This window comes from Pseudomonas sp. 18173 (assembly GCF_050432945.1).
Classification (GTDB): domain Bacteria; phylum Pseudomonadota; class Gammaproteobacteria; order Pseudomonadales; family Pseudomonadaceae; genus Aquipseudomonas.
Map to the genome: position 1 here is coordinate 342,955 of NZ_JBKFTN010000002.1, position 21,107 is coordinate 364,061.

Below are 21,107 nucleotides of genomic sequence, written 5' to 3' on the forward strand. Positions count from 1 at the left end.
GCTTCCATGCCAACTTTTTAATCGTTATAAATCAATAGGTTAATTACTTAATAGTCATTAAGACACTATCTGCTTTATAGTCATACCGACTACACGGAGTCACTATGACTGCAAAGCCGCTGCTCACCGCCCTGCTGCCCCTGGTCTCCGACCTGTCCCGCGAACTGCCCGAAGGCGAACGCTATCGTCGCCTGCTGGAAGCCATGCGCGCCCTGCTGCCATGCGACGCCGCCGCCCTGCTGCGCCTTGATGGTGAATGGCTGGTGCCACTGGCCGTCGACGGCTTGAGCACCGACACCCTCGGTCGGCGCTTCAAGGTCAGCGAGCACCCGCGTTTCCAGGCGCTGCTCAGCAGCCCCGGCCCGACCCGTTTTGCCACCGACTGCGACTTGCCTGACCCCTATGACGGTCTGGTCGATGGCCTCGATGATCACCTGGAAGTCCACGACTGCATGGGTTGCCCATTGTTCATCGACGAGCGGCCATGGGGTCTGCTGACCCTCGACGCCCTCGATCCGGAACGCTTCGAGCCCATCGAACTGGATGCCCTGCAAGCCTTCGCCAGCCTCGCGGCCGCCACGGTCAACGCCGCAGAACGCATCGAGCGGTTGAACAACCGGGTCGAAGATGCACAGCAACGCGCCGAGGTCTACCGCCAGGCCAGCGGCCAGCAGAGTCGCGAGATGATTGGCCAGAGCAAGGCCCACAAACGTCTGGTCGAGGAAATCAGCCTGGTGGGCGGCAGCGACCTGACCGTGTTGATCACTGGCGAAACCGGGGTCGGCAAGGAGTTGGTGGCCCAGGCCATCCATGCCGCCTCGCCCCGCGCCAACAAACCGATCATCAGTCTCAACTGCGCCGCGTTGCCCGACACACTGGTGGAAAGCGAGTTGTTCGGCCATGTCCGCGGCGCCTTTACCGGGGCGATGAACGAGCGCCGTGGCAAGTTCGAGCTGGCCAATGGCGGCACGCTGTTTCTCGATGAAGTCGGTGAGTTGTCGCTGACCGTGCAGGCCAAGTTGCTGCGGGTGTTGCAGAGCGGTCAACTGCAGCGACTGGGTTCGGACAAGGAGCATCAGGTCGACGTACGCCTGATCGCCGCGACAAACCGCGACCTGGCCGAAGAAGTGCGCAGCGGCCGTTACCGCGCCGACTTCTACCATCGCCTCAGCGTTTACCCGCTACAGGTGCCGGCCCTGCGCGATCGCGGGCGCGATGTGCTGCTGCTCAGCGGTTACTTCCTGGAGCAGAACCGCTCGCGCATGGGCCTCAACAGCCTGCGCCTGAACAGTGACGCCCAGGCCGCCTTGCTGGCCTACGACTGGCCGGGCAACGTGCGCGAGCTTGAACATTTGATTGGCCGCAGCGCCTTGAAAGCCCTGGGCAATTGCAAGGAAAGGCCGAAGATTCTCAGTTTGAGCGCCGCCGACCTGGACTTGCCCAATGCCAGCGTTGAAGCCGCTACCGGGCAGCCCGCTGCCACCGTCACTCAGGTGGTGACCGGTGATTTGCGCGAGGCGACCGAAAACTATCAGCGCCAATTGATCGGTGCCTGCCTGGAACGGCACAACAACAACTGGGCAAGTGCGGCCCGTGAGCTAGGCCTGGATCGGGCGAATCTTGGGCGGATGGCCAAGAGGCTGGGGATGAAATAGCGTTTTTCAGTGGCGAGGGGGCTTGCCCCCGTTCGGCCGCGCAGCGGTCGTAAATCCAACGACTCGGTTTGATTGGTGGAAAGCTGGGGCCGCTTCGCGACCCAACGGGGGCAAGCCCCCTCGCCACAATGACCCTGTGTTTGACCCATGAGAGGCATTCACCCTAAAGCCTGCCCCTATCAAGTCGATAACCTGGCATCGAAGTTATTGGCGATCCCGGGATTGCCCACCACCTTTTTCCAGAGAAGGTTCATATGTCCTCCACCAAAGCCCGCGCAGACTCACTTTCGCTTCTGCTGTTTACCTTGCGCAGCGGCAAGCTGATGGCGATCAACCTGCTCAAGGTCAGTGAAATCATTCCCTGCCCGCCGCTGACCCGGCTGCCGGAGTCGCACCCCCACGTCAAAGGTATCGCCACCCTGCGCGGTGCATCGCTGTCGGTGATCGACCTCAGCCGTGCCATTGGCGAACGGCCACTGGAAGACCCGAACGGTGGTTGCCTGATCGTCACCGACGTCAGCCGCTCCAAGCAGGGCCTGCACGTGCAGGCGGTGAGCAAGATCGTCCATTGCCTGACCACCGACATTCGCCCGCCGCCCTTCGGTTCCGGTGGTTTGCGTGCCTACATCACCGGTGTGACGTCGGTCGATGGCACCCTGGTACAAGTGCTGGACATCGAGAAAGTCATCCACGGCATCGCCCCGGCACAAATCGAAATGGCGCCGACCGAACTGAGCATGGAAGACGCCGAATTGCTCGGCAACGCGCGCATCCTGGTGGTCGACGACAGCCAGGTCGCCTTGCAGCAATCGGTACACACCCTGCGTAACCTCGGCCTGCAATGCCATACGGCCCGCAGCGCCAAGGAAGCCATTGACTGCCTGCTGGACCTGCAAGGCACCGCGCAGCAGATCAACCTGATTGTCTCGGACATCGAAATGTCCGAGATGGACGGCTACGCCTTCACCCGCACGCTGCGCGAAACCCCGGATTTCGCGCATCTGTATGTCCTGCTGCACACCTCGCTGGACAGCGCGATGAATGCGGAGAAAGCACGACTGGCCGGGGCGAACGCGGTGCTGACCAAATTCTCTTCGCCGGAATTGACCCAGTGCCTGATCACTGCGGCCAAGGCGGTTGCCGAACAGGGTTATTGAGTGTTGAGTGAAGATTTCTGCTGGCTGATGCGGCGCGACCTCTCGGTCGTCGTGCCGCCCCCCGATTGGCCAGCCGGCCTGCAACTGAGCGAATACCGCCCCGAACTGGGCACCGCCGTGCACCGGTTGATGGAGTTCGGTTATCTCGACGGCGGCGGGCGCGTAGCCGCGCTGGACATGTGGCAACGACAGTTCGAAACCGATCCGGAATATGACCCGACCCTGTGCTTCATTGCCTGGGATGCCGAAGGCGTGGTGGGGGTGTGCCAGTGCTGGACCAGTGCCTTTATCAAGAACCTGGTGGTGCACCCGCGGTTTCAGGGCCGGGGGTTGGGGCGCGCACTGTTGTTGCAGGCGTTCAGGGTGTTCCAGCAGCGGCGCGAAGGATTTGTGGATTTGAAGGTGCGCGAAGACAACCATCGGGCGCGGCGCCTGTATGAAAGCGTCGGGATGCGTGCCGTTCGCCGGGAGCCGGTTCCGCTCTGACACGTCGCCTTCGCGAGCAGGCTCGCTCCCACAGTGGATCCTCGCAGCCTCCAATGTTTTGTCTCATGAAGATCCGATGTGGGAGCGAACCTGCTCGCGATGAAGCCCGCATAGTCTGCGTCCAGCCTTCAGGCATACTCACCTTTCGGTCACAGCCCCAAGGACGCCTGAACCATGAAAGCAGCAACCCTGACTTTTCTCTGCCTCACCGCCATCGCCACCCAGGCCCACGCCTCAAGCCCCGATGCCTGGGCCACTTACGATAAAGCCGTACTCGCCAGCTGCACCAAGGCCAGCGGTCTGAAGGACGCCAAACCCGTGGGCAACGCCGCGCAGTTCGATGACCGGGTCGGCTACACCGCCCTCCTGCTCCAGGGCCGGTACCCGCAAAAGCACATGAAAGGTGCACAAGGCACCGAGCTGTGCCTCTACGACAAAAAGGGCAAGACTGCGTACGTCACCGAATGGGACTCCATCCGCCCGGCCGGCAAGGCCAACTGAGTGGCGCATAATTTGCTTCGATAACGGCCTCTGCGGCGGCATTCTGTCGCCGTCACTTGCCCTGTAATACGAATCAACGCTCAATGAATACGACGTTTTCCTGTGTAGGCTGCGGCAAATGCTGCAAAGACCACTATGTGCCCCTGACCTTGAGCGAAGCCCGGATGTGGGCAGCCGACGGTGGTCAAGTGATCGTGCTGGTGGAGGCGTTTCTGGACAATGGCCTGGGCCTGCCGGTGCAGCAACGCGAACATGCCGAACGCCGCTCGGCACCCGTGCGCAGCGGCGTATCCAAGGCGTTCGTGGCCATCACCTTTGCCGCCTACAATGTCGGCCCCTGCCGAAATCTTGACGATGACAACCTCTGCCGCATCTACGAACGCCGGCCATTGGTATGTCGCATCTATCCGATGGAAATCAATCCGCACATTCCCCTGAACACCGCCGTCAAGGAGTGCCCGCCAGAGTCATGGGAAACAGGGCCGGAGCTGATCGTCGGCAACAACCTGGTCGATCAGGAACTGGTGCAATTGATCCAGCGCTCGCGCCAGGCGGATCGCGATGATATTCAGACCAAGGATGCGATTTGCGCCTTGCTGGGTATTCGCACGACCGCCCTGAAGGGCGACGGGTTTACCGCTTATCTTCCGGATATGGCGGAGTTCGCCAGGATCATCGATGAACTGACCGGGCAAACGCTGCCTGAATGGAACAGCGAATGGCAGTTTCATGTGTCGGGCGAGGATATCGCCGGGCAACTACTGGCGGCTGGCGCACAGGTAGCGACGGATGGGCCGGCGAACTATGCGTTTATTTCGTTGCGGGCGGCTTGATTCAACAGTTGTATTGCCTGTAGCGGCCTCATCGCGAGCAGGCTCGCTCCCACAAGGGATCTTCAGTGAACATGGATTGTGTGCACGGTATCGATCAACTGTGGGAGCGAGCCTGCTCGCGAAGACGCCAGGCCAGGCACCAGAAACTTCAGCGCTTGCCCATCGACCGACGAGTCCCCGGCGGTGCCATGCCCGGCGTCTTGGTATGGCCGTTCTTGGCGCCGTTCTTGTACCACGGCTGGTTCGAGCCCTTGGCGGCGGCCAGCTCACCCGGTTTGAACGGGAATTTGAATGCCGGGATATCGGCCTTGGTTTCGCTGTCGGCGCTGGAGTCGACGCTGTCTGGCAGCTCTGCCTGCACGTCGCTCAGGGCGTCGGCGACCGGCGGTTGTTTCGGGGATGTCATGAAAGCTCCGGGTGGTGCATGAAGTGTCGGGCCCGGTGAACGAGCCACGAAAGGCAGCAGTATAACGGAACGGCAGCAACAAGCTTCAAGCGGCAAGCTTCAAGTTAAAAACCATAGGGCCGACGTTTAAACTTGCAGCTAGCTGCTTGAAACTTGTAGCTTGCTAAGCATTCTTCACCGCCCGACGAGCCCGCCTCTCATGAAAAAGACTGTCCTGGCCTTCAGCCGCGTCACCCCGCAAATGGTCGAAAGCCTGCAACAGGATTTCGACGTCATCGTGCCGAATCCGAAAAACGGCGATATCAACGCCCAATTCAATGAAGCCCTGCCCCACGCCCACGGTCTGATCGGCGTCGGTCGCAAACTCGGCCGCGCCCAGCTGGAAAACGCCGCCCGGCTGGAGGTGGTGTCCAGCGTCTCGGTGGGCTACGACAACTATGACGTGGCGTATTTCAACGAACGCGGGATCATGCTGACCAACACGCCGGATGTGCTGACCGAAAGCACCGCCGACCTGGCGTTTGCGCTGTTGATGAGCAGCGCCCGCCGCGTCGCCGAACTGGATGCCTGGACCAAGGCCGGGCAATGGCAGGCCACTGTCGGTGCGCAGCTGTTCGGTTGCGATGTGCATGGCAAGACCCTGGGCATCGTCGGCATGGGCAATATCGGTGCCGCCATCGCCAGGCGCGGCCGACTGGGGTTCAACATGCCGGTCATCTACAGCGGCAACAGCCGCAAGACCGAACTGGAACAGGAACTCGGCGCACAGTTTCGCAGCCTGGACCAACTGCTGGCCGAAGCTGACTTCGTCTGCCTGGTGGTGCCGCTCAGCGAGAAAACCAGGCACTTGATCAGCCATCGCGAACTGGCGCTGATGAAGCCGAGCGCAATCCTGGTGAACATTGCCCGTGGCCCGGTGGTGGATGAACCGGCGCTGATCGAAGCCCTGCAAAACAACCGCATTCGTGGTGCCGGGCTGGACGTGTACGAAAAAGAACCGCTGGCCGAGTCGCCACTGTTCCAGCTGAAAAACGCCGTAACCTTGCCGCACATCGGCTCGGCCACTCACGAGACCCGCGATGCAATGGCCAATCGTGCCCTGGCTAACTTACGCAGTGCATTGCTGGGCGAACGGCCACAGGACCTGGTCAATCCGCAGGTGTGGAAAGCCTGATGAAACAATGGCACGTCATAATCGGCGTGCCACTTTATATAAAACCTGGAAAACACTTCACTCAAACAACTTGTCAACCAACCAACATAACAAGCGACATAACTCGCAAAGCACTACTTACCCTCACATCTTCTAAACCCCTATAGACTCCGAAAGACAATAACGCATAAACCGTACATTCGGAGATCATCCTGCATGAGTTATTTCACTACTGCACGCCTGGTAAGGCGGAGCAAATTATTAGTTGTCTTCATGGCGGCATTATTCGGTACAACAACCCTTATCAACAACATTACCGACTACACTGCATACGCCGAGTATATCGGGCGAATCATCAGCATGAGCGATACTGTCGGCAATGATTCCCGCCGTTACCGCGCCATCAGTTCAACCCTGTTTCACCACCGCTTTTACTGGGCACTGATCACCCTCGAGACCATATTCACATGCTGCTGCATCGTTGGAACTTATCAACTATTCCGCAAACTCGGCGCACCACGCAGCGAGTTCCACGAAGCCAAAAAATTTGCCATAAGCGGCTTTATTACAGCCATTTTTGCCTATCAGACATTTTACATCATAATACTAAACGAATGGTTTGACTTAGAGTATTCCAAACAAGCCAACGCCTTTGAATGGGCGCAAACCCACATTGAATACATGTTCTTCGGTATTATTTATCTGTTGGCGGTAAAGGATACCGAATAGTTTCAGGCCAACTTGCCCGCCAACGGACTGACACTTGCCTTGGGCTTGCGAAACACCAGCACATTACCCAGCATGACCATCACCAGCCCCGCCAGTGCCGGAGCGGTCCACTGGTAACCCTCGGCGAATGCCGAGACATTTAGCGCCACCACCGGAAACAGCACCGTGCAATACGCAGCCCGCTCAGGCCCCATGCGGCCGACCAGCGTCAGGTAGGCCGTGAAACCGATCACCGACCCTGGAATCACCAGGTACAACAGTGACCCGATGTAACGCGCGCTCATTTCCATGTCGAAGGGAATCCCTTTGACCAGGCACCACACCGACAACATGGCCGCCCCGTAGGCCATGCCCCAGGCATTGGTGGTCAGCGGCTTGAGACCGGCCTTCTGTTGCAGGCTCGAGAGCATGTTGCCCGCCGAGAAACACAAGGTACCGCACAGCGCCAGACCGAGACCGAGCAAGGTTTCCGGGCTGGCGGTATGCCCGGCCAGTTCCGGCCAGAACAGCAGCCCCAGCCCAAGCAGTCCCAGCGCGCCGCCCATCAGCACATTGCGGGCGATTTTCTGACCAAAGAACACCCGCGCATTGAGGGCATTCCACAGGGTGGCGGTGGAAAACACCACCGCCACCAGGCCACTGGGGATCCACTGGCTCGCGGTAAGAAAACACATGAAATTGACGCAGAACAGGCACAGGCCCTGAGCCAGGCAGATCAGGTGCCCGCGACGGTTCATCACTTGCAGGCGCCGGCTGAGCAGCAAGATCACGAACAGCACCAGTGCAGCGAGGCCGAAGCGATAGACGATCGACACGGGAATGGCCACCACGCCCAGTTGCCATTTCAAGGCAATCCAGGTGGTGCCCCAGATCAGCACGGTCAGCAGGTACAAAGACAGGTTCATGACAGAGGCTCCTCGATAGGAGTCCAGTGTCCGGCGTCAGGCCTGGGCGCACTTGCATAAACTTGCGCTTTTGTCTGGCCACTGGCTGGCAGGCGCACCTCTACGGAGTAGGATGCAAGGCGTTGGATGCAGGTGTCAGAGAACAACGATCATGGCTGCACTGGATACCCTACAAGTCTTTCAAGCCCTCAACCGCTCGCCCAATGCTCGCCTCGAGCACAGCGCCGAGCTCGGTGACGGCTTGTCTGCAGCCCTGTGGAGCAATCACCACGACGCCCAGGAATACGAGGCGCCCAGCCACCACACCTTGTCCTGTTATCTTGCCGGCGGCACCGGCACCTTTCGCCGCGATCAGCCCGGCAACAAGGGGGGGCCGGACAAACTCTGCATCCTGCCGGCCGATCACCAGTCAGGCTGGGTAATCAATGGCGACATTCGCCTGGCCCACCTGTATTTCAGCCCCGAACAATTTGCCCTCGGCTGCGTCACCCTGCTTGATCGCGAACCACGGGAAATGCAGTTGCGCGAGCAGACCTTTCTCGATGATCCGCAGCAGGCGCTGCGCTTTCGGCAGTTGGTCGCCTTGAACTGGGACGAGCCGGGCGAGCGTCTGCTCACCAGCAGCCTGGCTCACGAACTGATAAGCCATGCCCTGTTCAGCCAGGTGAATGTGCGTCAGGGCCTGCGCCTCAAAGGCGGGTTGGCCGCGCATCAGCGTCGACATCTGGTGGAGTTCATCAACTGTCATCTGGACGAGGCCATCAGCCTCGGTCAGTTGGCGGCGTTGTGTGCCTTGTCGGAATACCACTTCGCACGGATGTTTCGCGAGAGCTTCGGCTTGCCGCCCCACCAGTACGTGCTGGCACGGCGCCTTGACCGGGCGCGAACCCTGCTGCGCACGACCTCGCAGCCACTGGGGGAGATTGCCCTGGCTTGCGGCTTTTCCAGCGCCAGCCACTTCACCAACCGCTTTCGCCAGGCCCTGGGCGGAACGCCTGGCGAGTATCGACAGGCATTTTTGCGTTAGTCCCGATTTTTTATCGCCTGTACTGCCGCCTTCGCGAGCAGGCTCGCTCCTACAGGTTCAGTGAAGTCCTTTGTGGGAGCGAGCCTGCTCGCGAAGAACGATGACGCGGCCCTTCCTCAGAACTCCAGCGTACTGGATAGCGAAATCTGCCGCGAATCGCCCATCGACACAAAGAACCGGCTCGCCGCCGAGGTGTAGTAGGTGCGGTCGAACAGGTTCTTCACGTTGAGCTGGAACTTGACCTTCTGCCCTTCGACCCTGGTGTCGTAGGTGGCGAACGCATCGGCCACGGTGTAGCTCGGCAACTCGAAATCATTCACGGCGTTACCTTGCCTTTCACCTACGTAGCGCGCCCCGGCACCGACCCGCAACTGATCGCCGCCAACAAGGGTGCCGAAGTCGTAGACCGCCGACAGCGAGCCGCTGTTCTTCGCCACGTTTTGCAGTTGATTGCCTTTGTAATCCGGGTCTTCGGTAACTTCGGCATCGGTGTAGGCGTAGCTGCCGATCATGCTCCAGCGGTCGCTGAGCTGACCGCTCAGGTCCACTTCCAGGCCACGGGAGCGCACTTCACCGGCGGCACTGTAAATCGTGGTCGGGCCTTCGGCGTTGGCCACCAGCACGTTGCGTTTCTTGATGTCGAACAGCGCAATGTTGCCGGTGACGCGGCCCGGCAGGTCAAGCTTGGCACCCAACTCCCAGGACTTGGCCTCTTCCGGCGCGATGCTGCCGTCCAGCACGGTACTGCTACCGCTCAATGGCGCGATGGTCGAGTTGGGCTTGAACGACTCCGTGTAGCTGCCATAGAACGACAAGGCATCGGTGTACTTGTACACCAGGCCTGCGCGCGGCACCCATTTCTGCCCGTTACTGTCGGTATTGGCGTGGAACGGCACACCTTTGCCGGCATATTGGTCGTACGCCTGGAAGCGCGCGCCGGCCACCAGAATCCATTGCTCGTTGAGGTGGATGGAATCCTGCAGGAACACCGAATCGCTGCGCAGCTCATCGGTCTGCGCGCTATCGGCCGCGCTGACGGTGGTGCCCGGCACTTCCTGACCATACACCGGGTTCACGTAGCTGAACGTGGTGCGGCTTTTCTGGCGGATCAGGTCCTCGCGAAAGATCTTGCGGTACTCGTCATCGACACCGAACAGCAGGTCGTGCTGCATGCCGAGCACATTCACGTTGCCTTCCAGGCTCGCGGTGGTGAAACGATCAGTGCTGATCGCGTTTTGCGTACCGTCCATGCTGCGGGTCAGGGTGCCCTTTTTGGTGTCGATGGCGGTCACGCGCACCTGGCTGGCATCGTAGGTTTCGCGGTTCCAGCTGTAGCCGAAATGGGCCTTCCAGTTGTCGTTGAGGTCGTGGTCGGCCTCGAAGTGATAGAGGTCCGAACGCCCTTCCATGTTGTTGAACGGCTCGTCGAGACGCTCGTTGCGCGAGATGTCCAGTGGATGGTTGGTCCGTGGGTCGATCAGCGTGCCACGGTCGAAAGGGGTGAGAAATTCGCGGTGCTCATAGGCGAACAACAGCCTGGTGCTTTCGCCGAACCAGGCCAGTGATGGCGCGATCAGGCTCTCGCGATGCACACCGAAGTTACGCCAGTAATCTTCGTCTTCGTGATCCAGCACCATGCGGTAGGCCAGTCCGGAATCGCCGAGGGCACCGGTGCTGTCCAGACCACCGCCGCTGCCGTTCTTGCCGTCGCCATAACTCGAACCGCGCAAGGTCAAGGCGTTGTACTGCTCAAGCTCGGGCTTCTTGCTGACCATATTGACCACGCCGCCCGGATCCTGGATGCCATAGAGCAACGAGGCCGGCCCCTTTAGCACTTCGACCCGGTCGACGCTGGCGTTGAGGCCACGCCCCTGCACGATCGGCATCCCGTCACGCATGATCGAGCCATTACGGTTGTCGCCAAAGCCGCGAACCATCACCGAGTCCTGAGTGCTGCCCAGGGTATTGGCCTGGGTGATGCCGCTGACGTTGGCCAGGGCGTCATCGAGATTGCGTGGAGTCTGGTCGCGAATGACCTGGGCCGGGACGACATTGATGGTCTGCGGGATCTCCTGGACGGGAGCCGAGGAACGCATCACTGAAGTGGTGGGAGGCGGCTGGTAACTCATGGACTCATCCATCACCGAGGTGATGGTGGTCGCCCCCAGGTTCAATGCCCCTTCAGTCGGCCGTGGTTCCAGTGCAATGGTGTGGCCGTCGGTGCGACGGAACGTCAGGCCCGAGCCGGTGAGCAGACGTTGCAGGGCCTGTTCGGCGCTCATCTGGCCATTGATTGCCGGCGCATCGAGGCCGTACGGCGCTTCATCGGTGTAGACGACGCTGATGCCGGTCACCCGGCTGAAATCACTCAGGGCCTGGGGCAGCGGTTTGGCGGCCAGGGAAAAACTGAACTGCGCACGCGGCTGGCTACTGCCTGCCTCTGTGGCCAACGCCACGCTCAGCGGCAACAACGCCAATGCCGAAAAGCTCAACGCAGACACACCTAACCATTGTTTGACCGAACCCGATTTTGCCCTGGACTTCATGACTCATGACCTGTGTAGAACCGCAACGGATGCGAATGACTCGCAGTTTCAGTCACTACACGGATAGCAATCGGGTTTACCTCAGCAAAAATTTGAAAATATTTTTTCGCGAGTGATGGGGAGACCGGATCGGCCCCTTCGCGGGCAAGCCCGCTCCCACATTTGCAATGCATTTCCCTGTGGGAGCGGGCTTGCTCCGGGCGGCGATCCGACGAAGGGGCCGGCAGCTTCAACGCAAAACAATCAGATGCCCCAACACCTGATGCTGCTCAAACCCCAACACGCCCTGCAACGAACTCAACACGGCCTGCGGATTCCTGCTCGGGAAGCTGCCACTGACCCGGCGCGCTGCCAGTTCATCGTTGAGCATCACGATCCGTCCCGGGTAATAGCGCCGCAAATCCTGCACCACATCGGCCAACGTCGCCTTGTAGTAATTGAGCCAGCCCTGGCGCCATGCCAACTGCGCTTCGCTGTCCACCGCGTGGAGTTTTTCCGCCGCGCCGTCGCCGTAGGCAACTTGCTGGCCGGCGCTGAGGATTTGCTGTCCGGCGTTTTTGTCCGCCGTCACGCCGACTCGCCCGGACAACACCGTGACCTGTGCTCCGCGGGGCTGCAAACGGACTTCGAATTGCGTACCCAGGACCCGCACCTGGCCTTTTTCCGCATCGACCACAAACGGCTGCCCGGTATGCGTCACACTGAAAAAACCGGCACCGCGCCGCAATTGCACATGCCGCTCGCCGTGACTGAAATCCACGGCGATGGCACTGTCGGCATCCAGTGTCACCTGTGACTGATCGGCCAGGGTGACGGTGCGAATTTCCCCCGGTGCCGAGACGAAATCCGCGCCCAGGTCGTCGATCCAGCGCGCTGGCTGCCAGCCTGCGCCGAGACTGATCATCAACAGCAGGCACGCAGCCATCGCCAGCGCACCGGACCAGCGAACGACCGTGCTGCGCCGCGATTTGTCCATGACGTTCAGATACCCCCGCAAGGCCAAGGCGTCTTCATCGGCGAGTGTGCGCGCCGGTCCTTCGCTCAACTCCCACAAGACCTGCGCCTGGGCATACGCCTCGGCATGGGCAGGGTCGGCCTGCAGCCAGTGACTGAACCTGGCCTGGTCACCGCTACCGGGCTGGTCATGCAACAGACTCAGCCAGGCCAGCGCTTGCTGCTCCTGAGCGGGCGTCGGAGTGACGCGTTCGAAGTTGTTCACGGTGCTTTCCCTGGCGTACGCGTTTCGGGTTCCCGAAGGCTGGCCTTGCAGGCTTCGAGGGCGCGCATCATATGTTTTTCCACGGCACTTTGGGACAAGCCCATGGCCTTGGCGATCTCGGCGTATTTGCGGCCGTGAATGCGATTGAGCAAAAAGATCTGCCGTGTGCGCTCCGGTAAAGCACGCAACGCAGCTTCGACGTGGCGCAAATCGTTGCCCGCCTCCAGCGCCGCTTGCGGTCCGCTGCCATGACTGTCCGGGGGCTCGACCATCAAGCCTTCGCTCGCCCGGACCCGCGTGCCTTCACTGCGCAAATGGTCGATGGCGATGTTGCCGGCGCAGCGCAACAGATAGGTGCTGAGTTCCTCGACTTGCACCAGCGGCCGCCGCCAGAAACGCAGGAACAAGTCCTGTACCAGGTCAGCTGCCGTCGCCCGGCAACCGACACGCCGATTCACCAGCGCTTCCATTTGCGAGCGCTGGGAGAGAAACACCTGGAGAAAATGCGCGCGGTCGCCGCGTTGGTGGTCACGCTCGATATCGCAGGGGTCGGGAGGGAGAGTGATCATCGACAGGAAACGGGAAGCGTGTGGGGTTTGGCGTTCATGGTTCGACCTGGAAACCGGAGAAGGCCACGACAGCGTCACGGGGCCGGCAAGGCCACAATACTAATGATAAATATTCTCATACGCAAAATGATCGGTTAACCCCTCCATTACGCCTGTTGGAGCACCTGAAACCAAAACGGGCCTGCAATGCAGGCCCGTTCTCATGGGAAGTAAAAAGTGAATCAGGTGTCAGCCGTTAAGCGCCGCCTGTTCGTTTTCCAGAAACTCTTCTTCCAGCAGCCGGTCGGCATGGGCGCCACTTTCGATGGGTACCACGTTGGCGCGTTTGCCGCGCAATTTGCCGAACATATGCTCCAGCGCATGTTCAAGTTTGGCTGCGGCACCGTCGATCGCCTGCTCCATGGTGGAGGCTTTATGGGTGACGGAAACCGGTTGATGGCCTTTTGGCCGCGCCTCCAGCTGGCAGCGCATGTCGTGGGGACCCGGCTTGTCGCCGTTCTCGTCCCGCAGGTGAACCTCGACCCGTGTCAGGTCCTCTTCGTAGCGTTCGAGCGTGCTCTCAATGGTTGTACGTACCCACTCCTCCAGTCGTTTACTGCCTTGAATATGGTTATCGCTATTGACTTGGATTTGCATAGTTCATCCCTTATTTCAGCTAGCTCGCGAGAGGCCGGTCAGTGAGCCCTTGGGCATCGTCACCGTGACCTCTTGCTTACACAATCGGTCTGTACGCTGAACAATTCAACCCCTGAAAAAAGATAAATATTCATACGCAAAAAAAGCCGGACAACGGGCAAAAGCGCTGTTAAGGTCGGGAGTTGGGTCGCCCTGCTTAACGCCCCGAATTTCTTACATCTGCCGCTCGCCCAGCGGGTGCAGGCTGCGAAAAATTCCCGCTTCTTCCACCAGCCAGTCATGCACCGCACGCACGCCTGGATGGCTCAGCGCACCCGGTGCATAAAGCAACATGTAGCGCTTGTGGTTAGGCACCGCCAGGCCGAAAGGCACGATCAATGCCCCGCGCTCCAGCTCATCGTTGAGCAGCGTTCGTCGGGCAATCGCCACCCCCATCCCGGCGATGGCCGCCTCGATTGTCAGGTGATTACGATTGAAGGTATGCCCGCGTCGCACATCCGCGCCCTCGAAGCCGATGGCGTTGAGGTAAAACTCCCATTCTGCGTACTCGTAACTGCCGCGCCAGGCGGTGATGTCGTGCAGCAAGGGAAAGTGCATCAGGTCAGCCGGACCGTGCAGCGGCGGGCGACCACGCAAAAGGCCCGGCGCGCATACCGGAAAAATCTGTTCATCGAGCAAGGCTGTGGATAACAGGCCCGGGTAGCTGCCGTCGTTCAGGTCGATCGCCAGATCGAAGTCGCCTTCATGCAGCGGCACGCTGCTGTCCTCGGCCACCAGGCGCAACTGAATGTCCGGAAAACGCTGCTGCAAACGCGGCAGGCGCGGCGTCAGCCATTTGCTCAGGAACGACGGAATCGAACGCACCCGCAGAATCCCGCTGATCATGCCCGCATCCAGTCGCCGCAATTCCGCGTCGATGCTGCCAAAGGCCTCGTTGACGGTAATGGCCAGGCGCTGGCCCTCAGCACTCAGCTCCACGCCACGGGCGCGGCGGTGAAACAGGCGAAAGCCCAGGCGTTCTTCCAGCTGGCGGATCTGCTGGCTGACTGCTCCCGGGGTGATGTGCAGTTCCTCGGCGCAGCGGGTGAACGACAGGTGCCGAGCGGCACAGGCGAACACGTTCAGCCAGACATACGTCTGGGCGTGTAATTGACGGCTCATCGTTTAGTCCTGCTAAAGGATGTCTTAGGAAGTTTCGTTGGTCACGTAGGACCTCGACGGGCAGTATCGCCGCAATTGCGCTTGTCCTACAAAAATGGCGGCAATTCCTCTTCCATTACTTTTGCAGGCTTTAGCATGGCTATCAGTGTTTTCGATCTCTTCAAAGTCGGCATCGGCCCGTCCAGCTCCCATACCGTCGGCCCGATGCGTGCCGCCGCGACCTTTGCTCAACAACTGCTCGAACAGGGTTTTGTGGCCGACGTGCGACGCGTGGAGATTCGCCTTTACGGTTCCCTGTCGGCGACCGGCGTCGGCCACGCAACGGACCGCGCTTGCGTCATGGGCCTGATGGGCGAATGGCCTGACCGCATTGACCCCACCACTATCGAAAGTCGCATTCACGACCTGCGTGAGACCGGCAAGCTGTGTCTGGCAGGCGTGGCAGAGATTGCCTTCGACTGGCAACGCGATCTTGTGCTGCTCAACGAGAGCCTGCCCTATCACCCCAATGCCATGTCCCTGACAGCTTTCGGCGAAACCGGTGAACTGTTCGAGCAAACCTACTACTCGGTGGGTGGCGGCTTCATCATCGAGGCGGCCGAAGCCGAATCCGGGATCGCACCAGCCAGCGATGTGCTGCTGCCTTACGACTTTTCCAGTGCCGCCGAATTGCTCAAACTGTGCAACGAGCACGGGCTGCGGGTGAGTGAGCTGATGATGGCCAACGAACGGGCATGGCGCGGTGATGACGAGATCCGCCAGGGCCTGTTGCATATCTGGTCTGTGATGCGCGAATGCGTCGAGCAAGGCTTGCGCCATGAAGGCATCCTGCCTGGTGGCCTGAATGTTCCACGTCGAGCGGCGAAACTGCATCGCAGCCTGCAGGAAATCGGCAAGCCGAATGTCATTACGTCCACCTTGTCGGCGATGGAATGGGTCAACCTGTACGCTTTGGCCGTGAACGAAGAAAACGCGGCCGGCGGACGCATGGTCACGGCGCCGACCAACGGCGCGGCGGGGATCATTCCAGCGGTGTTGCACTACTACATGAAATTCAATGCCGATGCGTCTGACGACGACGTGATCGCGTTCTTCCTCGGCGCAGCGGCCGTCGGCATCCTGTGCAAGAAAAACGCTTCGATCTCCGGGGCCGAAGTCGGTTGCCAGGGTGAAGTCGGCTCCGCCTGCGCCATGGCCGCCGCAGGCCTGGCAGAGGTACTTGGCGCCACACCGGAGCAACTGGAAAACGCTGCCGAAATCGGCCTGGAACACAACCTCGGCCTTACCTGTGACCCGGTTGGCGGGCTGGTGCAGGTGCCGTGTATCGAGCGCAACGCGATCGCCGCCGTGAAGGCAATCAACGCTACGCAAATGGCCCTGCGCGGTGACGGCCAGCACTTCATTTCCCTGGACAGGGTGATCCGCACCATGCGCGACACCGGGGCCGACATGCACGACAAGTACAAAGAAACGTCACGGGGCGGACTGGCGGTGAACTGGGTGGAATGTTGATCGCTTTGGAGGCACGCCAGCCGTTATTGCCCTGAAACGGGCAAAAAATATGGCGGACCTGTAGGAGCGAGCTTGCTCGCGAAAAAAACTCAGGCGCCGCGAACCATCTGGTTTGACGCGTTATCGTTCACGACCATCGCGAGCAGGCTCGCTCCTACAGAAGGTGTTTTCTGCCCAACAATTCTGTCGGCATACCCCTTGCTATATCCCTGATGCAAGCATTGATGGCGATGTGGCCAAGGAATGGCCGATGGTCCGGTGTTGCGAACTAATCCCGATATCGACCGGTCAACAACTGCACGTTCAATCAGGCGGTGACGCATCATGGACAACCCTTTCCAACTCATTACCGATGCCTTTGCAGCGGATTACCAGATCAACCTGAGCATTCAGGGCCTGGACGGCAGCATCATGCTGACCCTTTCCAACAGTGGCCGCGTGGTGGCCAAACGCATGATCAGCGCCGAACAACGCAATGATCCCCAACGGCTCAAGCGACTGGTTCAAAGCATTCAATTCGGCATTGCCATCGAACAAGGCCACAGCGCCGTGGCGATCCTTGAAACCATGACCACCGACAGCGCAAGGACCTTGCCGCCCCCACCCGCCAAAGGGCGGCTGCGTCCTGGGCTCGGGCTCTAGATTTCGCCCTTCTCGACCTCTGGATGTTCACTGGAACCCGCACCGGTCTTGCGTTGCGGGTTCTCGATTTTTACCGAAGGAAATTGCGACGAAGCGTAGCGCACCACCAGAATCGCAAACGCCAGCAGCAGAATCCCGCCGCACAGGTAGATGATCCCCAGATCCGGCGGGTTGTGGTGCGAAACGTTGGAAATCAGCAGCCGCGTCAATGCCGTGATCGCCACGTAGATCAGGAAGCGCACGGGCATGTGATTGGTCTTGAAGTAAATCCCGACCATCGCCCCCAGTTCCAGGTAGATGAACAGCAGCAGGATGTCATCGATCTTGATGTGACCCTCTTCGATCATCCCGAGAAATTCCATCACCGCCGCCCACGCGGTCACCGCACCAATGGCGAACAGCGCCAGGTAGTGGAAGGTTTCGACGAACAGGTTGCCCAGGGACTCGGCCAGTCCATGCACGTTCTGCCGCAGTTTTTCGGCCCAGTTGATTTTCACGATGATGCTTCCTTAGGTCGGTTCGACCGGATGATGCGGGTTGGACGTGACGGTTTTCTGCATGCAGAAAAAAGGCCAGCCCATGATGGCGAGCCGCTCTGGATTGCGCGCCGTGGCGTTTGGTCGCACCGGTGCAGCGCCGCACCTGACAAATGTCGAATCCGGTCTACATTAAAAAGCCACTACCCAAAAGACCGGGATTCGCTTATCCTTTTCGCTGTATATAGATACAGTAGTCGAAACCGACAACCAATGTGAAGGCATGTGAGGTGGTGAATGGCCGTCGAAGTGGTATACCGCAGCAGCCGAGATCTGGAGCGCTTGTTCATGGATAAAGCCGAAGCTGACCGTCATGACAAAATGCTCGAGCTGGCCGAATTGCTGGCTGAAGTGTTGCACAAAGCCGTTCCGTCCCTGACCGAGCAGCAAGTGGAAGAAGCCGGGATCTACATGGCGAAGAATCGCGATGTGTTCGCCAAGGCGTTCAAGAGCCAGCCGGACGCCCTGTCCGAACTGCTCAGCGCACCGGTAGAAGTAGAAGTTGCAGAACCTGTTGCAGCAGCCGAGGTCGTTGAAGCCGCTGAGCCGGTTACCCCGGTCAAGCCTGCCAAGGCCCCAAAAGCCGCCAAGTAAGCAAAGCCCGAATTGAACAGGCCCTGAGTCGAATGGCTCAGGGCCTTTTTCATGCCTGTGGAAAACTCATCTCCAACTCAGCGGTACAACACTTTCTCCGCCAACTCATCCGCTACCCGGGCGGGGGAGCGTTTTTCCGCCTGCGCGTGGGCGAACACTTCGGTCAGGCGCGAGCTGATTTTCGACAGGTGCGCGGTGATGGTTCCCAGCTCTTCGCCCCGATGCTTGAGCGAAACATAGATCAAACCGCCGGCATTGATCACGTAGTCCGGCGCATACAGGATGCCCCGCCGTTCCAACTGATCGGCGACGTCCAGATGGGTCAGCTGGTTGTTCGCCGACCCGGCCACTGCCGAGCAGCGCAGTTGCGTCACGCTATGGCTGTTCAGCACCCCGCCCAAACCGCACGGCGCAAGGATGTCGCAAGGTGTACTGAGCAGTGCATCGTTGGCGATGGGGTGAGCCCCGAGTAGTTCCATCGCCAGCTGCACCTTGCCGTGATCGATATCGCTGACCAGCAGCTCGGCCCCGGCGGCGTGCAGTTGCTCTGCCAGGGAATAACCAACGTTGCCCAGGCCTTGAATGGCGACGCGCAGGCCTTCTAGGTTATCGCTGCCCAGTCGGGCCATCGCCGTGGCGCGAATGCCGGTGAATACGCCCATCGCCGCATGTGGCGCCGGGTCGCCCGCTGAAGTGGTGCTGGTGACGTGTTGGGTTTGCTGGGCGATGCAATCCATGTCCGCCACTGAGGTGCCACTGTCGATGGCCGTGATGTAGCGCCCGTCAAGCTGGTTGATACAGCGCCCGAAGGCTTCGAACAGCGCGGCGCGGTTGGCCACGTGAACGGGGCGAATGATTACCGCCACGCCGCCGCCCTGGGCCAGGCCGGCCAGTGCCGCCTTGTAACTCATGCCTTGGGCAAGGCGCACCGCATCCTCGACCGCAGATTCGTCGCTGGGATAGGCAAGGTAACGACAACCACCCAGGGCAGGCCCCAAACGGCTGTTATGAATGGCAATGACCGCCTTCAACCCGGTGGCCGGGTCGACGCTCAGATGCAGCGATTCAAGGCGAGTGCTTTGCATGAGAGCGAACATCGTAAGGCTCCCGAATCACTTCTTGTAGTCGCCAGTATAGGCTTGCGCCCAAAAATTGCAGAAGCGCACAGGAATAAGCACGGCAACTATGCAAACTATCGGAAATAACCCTTGATCACCTTTTTACGGCACTGGACGAATGCCGGAGAGGGGGCTAAAACGAGGCATTGCCCGGAGATTTTGATGACCCCGCGCCAATCCTTCTTCGCCTGCCTGCAACGTTCACCGCCCGCGCTGTTCGAGGCGGCGCTGTGGATTGCGGCCGAGCACGACAGTGAAGTCGAGCCGCAAGCACTGCTGGCCGACTTCCAGGCGCTGCAACAACGGGTCAGCGGCGGTTTGCCGATGCTGCCGGTCAGCGAACTGGCCCAGCCGCTGTTGCGGCGCATGAACGAACTTGGCTTCGCCCAGGACGACTTCACCCCCTTGCGCCCGCAAGTGGCACTGCTGGACAAAGTACTGGAACGCCGACGAGGGCAACCCCTGACGCTGGGGCTGATTGCGCTGGAGTTGGCCAGGGGCCTGGAAATTCCCATGGTCGGGGTCAACTTCCCCGGGCACTTCCTGCTGCGGGTGCCGGGCGCCGATCATTTGCTCGATCCCTGTGGCGGCCGTCGACTTTACCCGAATGATTGTCGGGAGTTACTGCTGCGCCAGTACGGCCCGAACATAAAGCTCAGCGCCGAGCACCTGGCAACCGCCGAGCCGGGGCAGATGCTGCAACGACTGTCGCGCAACCTGCGCCAGTTGTACCTGTCCCACGACGACTTCATCAATGCCTTGATCGACGCCGATCGCGTCCTGGAACTGGGCAACGCCAGTGCCGCCGACTACCTGGCCCGGGCCAGCCTGTACCAGCGGCTGGATTGCCCGAATGCCGAGCGCTTTGACCTGGAGCACGCACTGTTGCTCAGCGACGATCCGATCCAGCGAATTCGCCTCACGGACCGACTGGGGCATTTGCCGCCGAACGCCATTGTTCACTGATCACAAAAACCTTGTGGGAGCGGGCTTGCTCGCGAAGACGGTCTGTCAGTCACATTTTTATCGGATGTGCCGCCGCTTTCGCGAGCAAGCCCGCTCCCACATGGGGCTGGTGCAGGGGCTTTAAGGGGTATCCGGCTGATTCGCCGGATGCGCCTTGATGAACGCCGGGTGCGTCGCGGCCAATGCCGCCACTCGCCGGATGCGCGGATAAGCCTCAAGAGAAACATTGAAACGCTCGGCCGCATACAGCTGCGGGATCAGGTAGACGTCCGCCACCCCGGGCTCGGCGCCGAAGCAGTAACCGTCATCGCCAATCAATTGCTCTACCGTGGCCAACCCCTGGCCGATCCAGTGGCCGATCCACTCCACCACCTGCGGTTCGTCGTAGCCCGACTGGCGCAACCGGTTGAGCACGCTGACGTTGTGCAGCGGGTGCACATCACAGCCGATCACTGCCGCCACACCGCGCTCATGAGCGCGGACGGCCAGGTCCCGGGACAGCAGTGGTACCTGTGGATAACGTTCCTCCAGGTATTCGATGATCGCAGGAGACTGGATCAGCAATTCGCCTTCATCGGTGCGCAAGGCCGGCACACGGCCTTGCGGGTTGATGCCCAGATAAGGCGGCTGCCGATGCTCGCCGCCCGGCGGTGCGATCAGGTTGACTGGCAAGGATTGATAATCCAGGCCCTTGAGCGCCAACGCGATACGCACCCGGTACGAAGACGTCGAACGGTAGTAGGTATAGAGTTCCAT

General features: G+C 60.2%; 21 protein-coding genes and 1 pseudogene. 12 read left to right on the forward strand and 10 right to left on the reverse strand.

All coding sequences use genetic code 11. The features are described 5' to 3' along the window. Window positions 1–104 precede the first annotated feature (104 nt). The 5 genes from norR (at window position 105) to ACLD1X_RS03715 (ending at window position 4,632) form a co-directional block, all read left to right on the forward strand. Window positions 105–1,655 carry a nitric oxide reductase transcriptional regulator NorR gene (norR, locus tag ACLD1X_RS03695; protein ID WP_429366165.1) on the forward strand — a complete coding sequence of 517 codons (1,551 nt, stop codon included), beginning with the start codon at window positions 105–107 and terminating at the stop codon, window positions 1,653–1,655. 254 nt (window positions 1,656–1,909) lie between these two features. After that, a complete protein-coding gene (locus ACLD1X_RS03700) occupies window positions 1,910–2,812 on the forward strand; it encodes a chemotaxis protein CheV (protein WP_007970363.1) in 903 nt (300 codons plus the stop codon). Window positions 2,813–2,839: 27 nt separating this feature from the next. Next, the gene (locus tag ACLD1X_RS03705) at window positions 2,840–3,298 is read left to right on the forward strand and encodes a GNAT family N-acetyltransferase (RefSeq protein ID WP_429366210.1); all 459 of its coding nucleotides are present in this window, start codon (window positions 2,840–2,842) and stop codon (window positions 3,296–3,298) included. 174 nt (window positions 3,299–3,472) lie between these two features. Further along, window positions 3,473–3,799, forward strand: coding sequence for a hypothetical protein (locus tag ACLD1X_RS03710; protein WP_429366166.1), 327 nt, complete (start codon window positions 3,473–3,475; stop codon window positions 3,797–3,799). A gap of 83 nt (window positions 3,800–3,882) precedes the next feature. Then, window positions 3,883–4,632 carry a YkgJ family cysteine cluster protein gene (locus ACLD1X_RS03715; RefSeq protein WP_429366167.1) on the forward strand — a complete coding sequence of 250 codons (750 nt, stop codon included), beginning with the start codon at window positions 3,883–3,885 and terminating at the stop codon, window positions 4,630–4,632. Window positions 4,633–4,780: 148 nt separating this feature from the next. Here ACLD1X_RS03715 and ACLD1X_RS03720 read toward each other — a convergent pair whose 3' ends face one another. Next, window positions 4,781–5,038 (reverse strand): hypothetical protein, encoded by a 258-nt coding sequence (locus tag ACLD1X_RS03720; RefSeq protein WP_429366168.1) that lies wholly within the window; start codon window positions 5,036–5,038, stop codon window positions 4,781–4,783. Window positions 5,039–5,237: 199 nt separating this feature from the next. Between ACLD1X_RS03720 and ACLD1X_RS03725 the strand changes: the two genes are divergently transcribed. After that, complete coding sequence (locus ACLD1X_RS03725) at window positions 5,238–6,212, forward strand: 2-hydroxyacid dehydrogenase (RefSeq protein ID WP_429366170.1); 975 nt, start codon at window positions 5,238–5,240, stop codon at window positions 6,210–6,212. A gap of 195 nt (window positions 6,213–6,407) precedes the next feature. Further along, window positions 6,408–6,920, forward strand: a complete 513-nt coding sequence (locus ACLD1X_RS03730; RefSeq protein ID WP_429366171.1) for a DUF2165 family protein — start codon at window positions 6,408–6,410, stop codon at window positions 6,918–6,920. A 2-nt stretch (window positions 6,921–6,922) separates the two neighbouring features. On the opposite strand, the gene ACLD1X_RS03735 is transcribed toward ACLD1X_RS03730, so the two are convergent. Beyond that, complete coding sequence (locus ACLD1X_RS03735) at window positions 6,923–7,825, reverse strand: DMT family transporter (protein WP_429366173.1); 903 nt, start codon at window positions 7,823–7,825, stop codon at window positions 6,923–6,925. A 151-nt stretch (window positions 7,826–7,976) separates the two neighbouring features. On the opposite strand from ACLD1X_RS03735, the gene ACLD1X_RS03740 reads away from it, so the two are divergent. Continuing rightward, window positions 7,977–8,852 (forward strand): helix-turn-helix domain-containing protein, encoded by an 876-nt coding sequence (locus ACLD1X_RS03740; RefSeq protein ID WP_429366174.1) that lies wholly within the window; start codon window positions 7,977–7,979, stop codon window positions 8,850–8,852. A 116-nt stretch (window positions 8,853–8,968) separates the two neighbouring features. Here ACLD1X_RS03740 and ACLD1X_RS03745 read toward each other — a convergent pair whose 3' ends face one another. From ACLD1X_RS03745 to ACLD1X_RS03765, 5 genes are all read right to left on the reverse strand, one after another. Next, window positions 8,969–11,398: a TonB-dependent siderophore receptor gene (locus tag ACLD1X_RS03745; RefSeq protein ID WP_429366175.1), complete on the reverse strand. Its 2,430-nt coding sequence runs from the start codon at window positions 11,396–11,398 to the stop codon at window positions 8,969–8,971. A gap of 229 nt (window positions 11,399–11,627) precedes the next feature. Continuing rightward, window positions 11,628–12,617 (reverse strand): FecR family protein, encoded by a 990-nt coding sequence (locus ACLD1X_RS03750; RefSeq protein ID WP_429366177.1) that lies wholly within the window; start codon window positions 12,615–12,617, stop codon window positions 11,628–11,630. Continuing rightward, window positions 12,614–13,186 carry an RNA polymerase sigma factor gene (locus tag ACLD1X_RS03755; protein ID WP_429366178.1) on the reverse strand — a complete coding sequence of 191 codons (573 nt, stop codon included), beginning with the start codon at window positions 13,184–13,186 and terminating at the stop codon, window positions 12,614–12,616. The genes ACLD1X_RS03750 and ACLD1X_RS03755 overlap by 4 nt, the downstream gene beginning before the upstream one ends. Before the next feature lie 228 nt (window positions 13,187–13,414). Then, on the reverse strand, window positions 13,415–13,822 hold the full coding sequence (locus ACLD1X_RS03760) for an HPF/RaiA family ribosome-associated protein (RefSeq protein WP_429366179.1): 408 nt from the start codon (window positions 13,820–13,822) through the stop codon (window positions 13,415–13,417). Window positions 13,823–14,035: 213 nt separating this feature from the next. After that, a complete protein-coding gene (locus ACLD1X_RS03765; protein WP_007986794.1) occupies window positions 14,036–14,983 on the reverse strand; it encodes a LysR substrate-binding domain-containing protein in 948 nt (315 codons plus the stop codon). 135 nt (window positions 14,984–15,118) lie between these two features. Here ACLD1X_RS03765 and ACLD1X_RS03770 point away from each other — a divergent pair, with 135 nt between their 5' ends. Next, window positions 15,119–16,495 carry an L-serine ammonia-lyase gene (locus tag ACLD1X_RS03770; protein WP_429366180.1) on the forward strand — a complete coding sequence of 459 codons (1,377 nt, stop codon included), beginning with the start codon at window positions 15,119–15,121 and terminating at the stop codon, window positions 16,493–16,495. 324 nt (window positions 16,496–16,819) lie between these two features. Beyond that, entirely contained in the window at window positions 16,820–17,137 is a 318-nt protein-coding gene (locus tag ACLD1X_RS03775; RefSeq protein ID WP_429366181.1) for a DUF3509 domain-containing protein, read from the forward strand. On the opposite strand, the gene ACLD1X_RS03780 is transcribed toward ACLD1X_RS03775, so the two are convergent. Then, window positions 17,134–17,634, reverse strand: a complete 501-nt coding sequence (locus ACLD1X_RS03780; RefSeq protein ID WP_429366182.1) for a phosphate-starvation-inducible protein PsiE — start codon at window positions 17,632–17,634, stop codon at window positions 17,134–17,136. The genes ACLD1X_RS03775 and ACLD1X_RS03780 overlap by 4 nt on opposite strands. A 276-nt stretch (window positions 17,635–17,910) precedes the next feature. Between ACLD1X_RS03780 and ACLD1X_RS03785 the strand changes: the two are divergent. Beyond that, window positions 17,911–18,150, forward strand: a pseudogene (locus ACLD1X_RS03785) (YebG family protein); the annotation flags it as partial. A gap of 194 nt (window positions 18,151–18,344) precedes the next feature. Here ACLD1X_RS03785 and ACLD1X_RS03790 read toward each other — a convergent pair. Continuing rightward, entirely contained in the window at window positions 18,345–19,364 is a 1,020-nt protein-coding gene (locus tag ACLD1X_RS03790) for a Glu/Leu/Phe/Val dehydrogenase dimerization domain-containing protein (protein ID WP_429366183.1), read from the reverse strand. Window positions 19,365–19,547: 183 nt separating this feature from the next. Here ACLD1X_RS03790 and ACLD1X_RS03795 point away from each other — a divergent pair, with 183 nt between their 5' ends. Continuing rightward, entirely contained in the window at window positions 19,548–20,351 is an 804-nt protein-coding gene (locus tag ACLD1X_RS03795; RefSeq protein ID WP_429366184.1) for a SirB1 family protein, read from the forward strand. 120 nt (window positions 20,352–20,471) lie between these two features. Here ACLD1X_RS03795 and maiA read toward each other — a convergent pair whose 3' ends face one another. Next, window positions 20,472–21,107: a maleylacetoacetate isomerase gene (gene maiA / locus ACLD1X_RS03800; RefSeq protein ID WP_429366185.1), complete on the reverse strand. Its 636-nt coding sequence runs from the start codon at window positions 21,105–21,107 to the stop codon at window positions 20,472–20,474.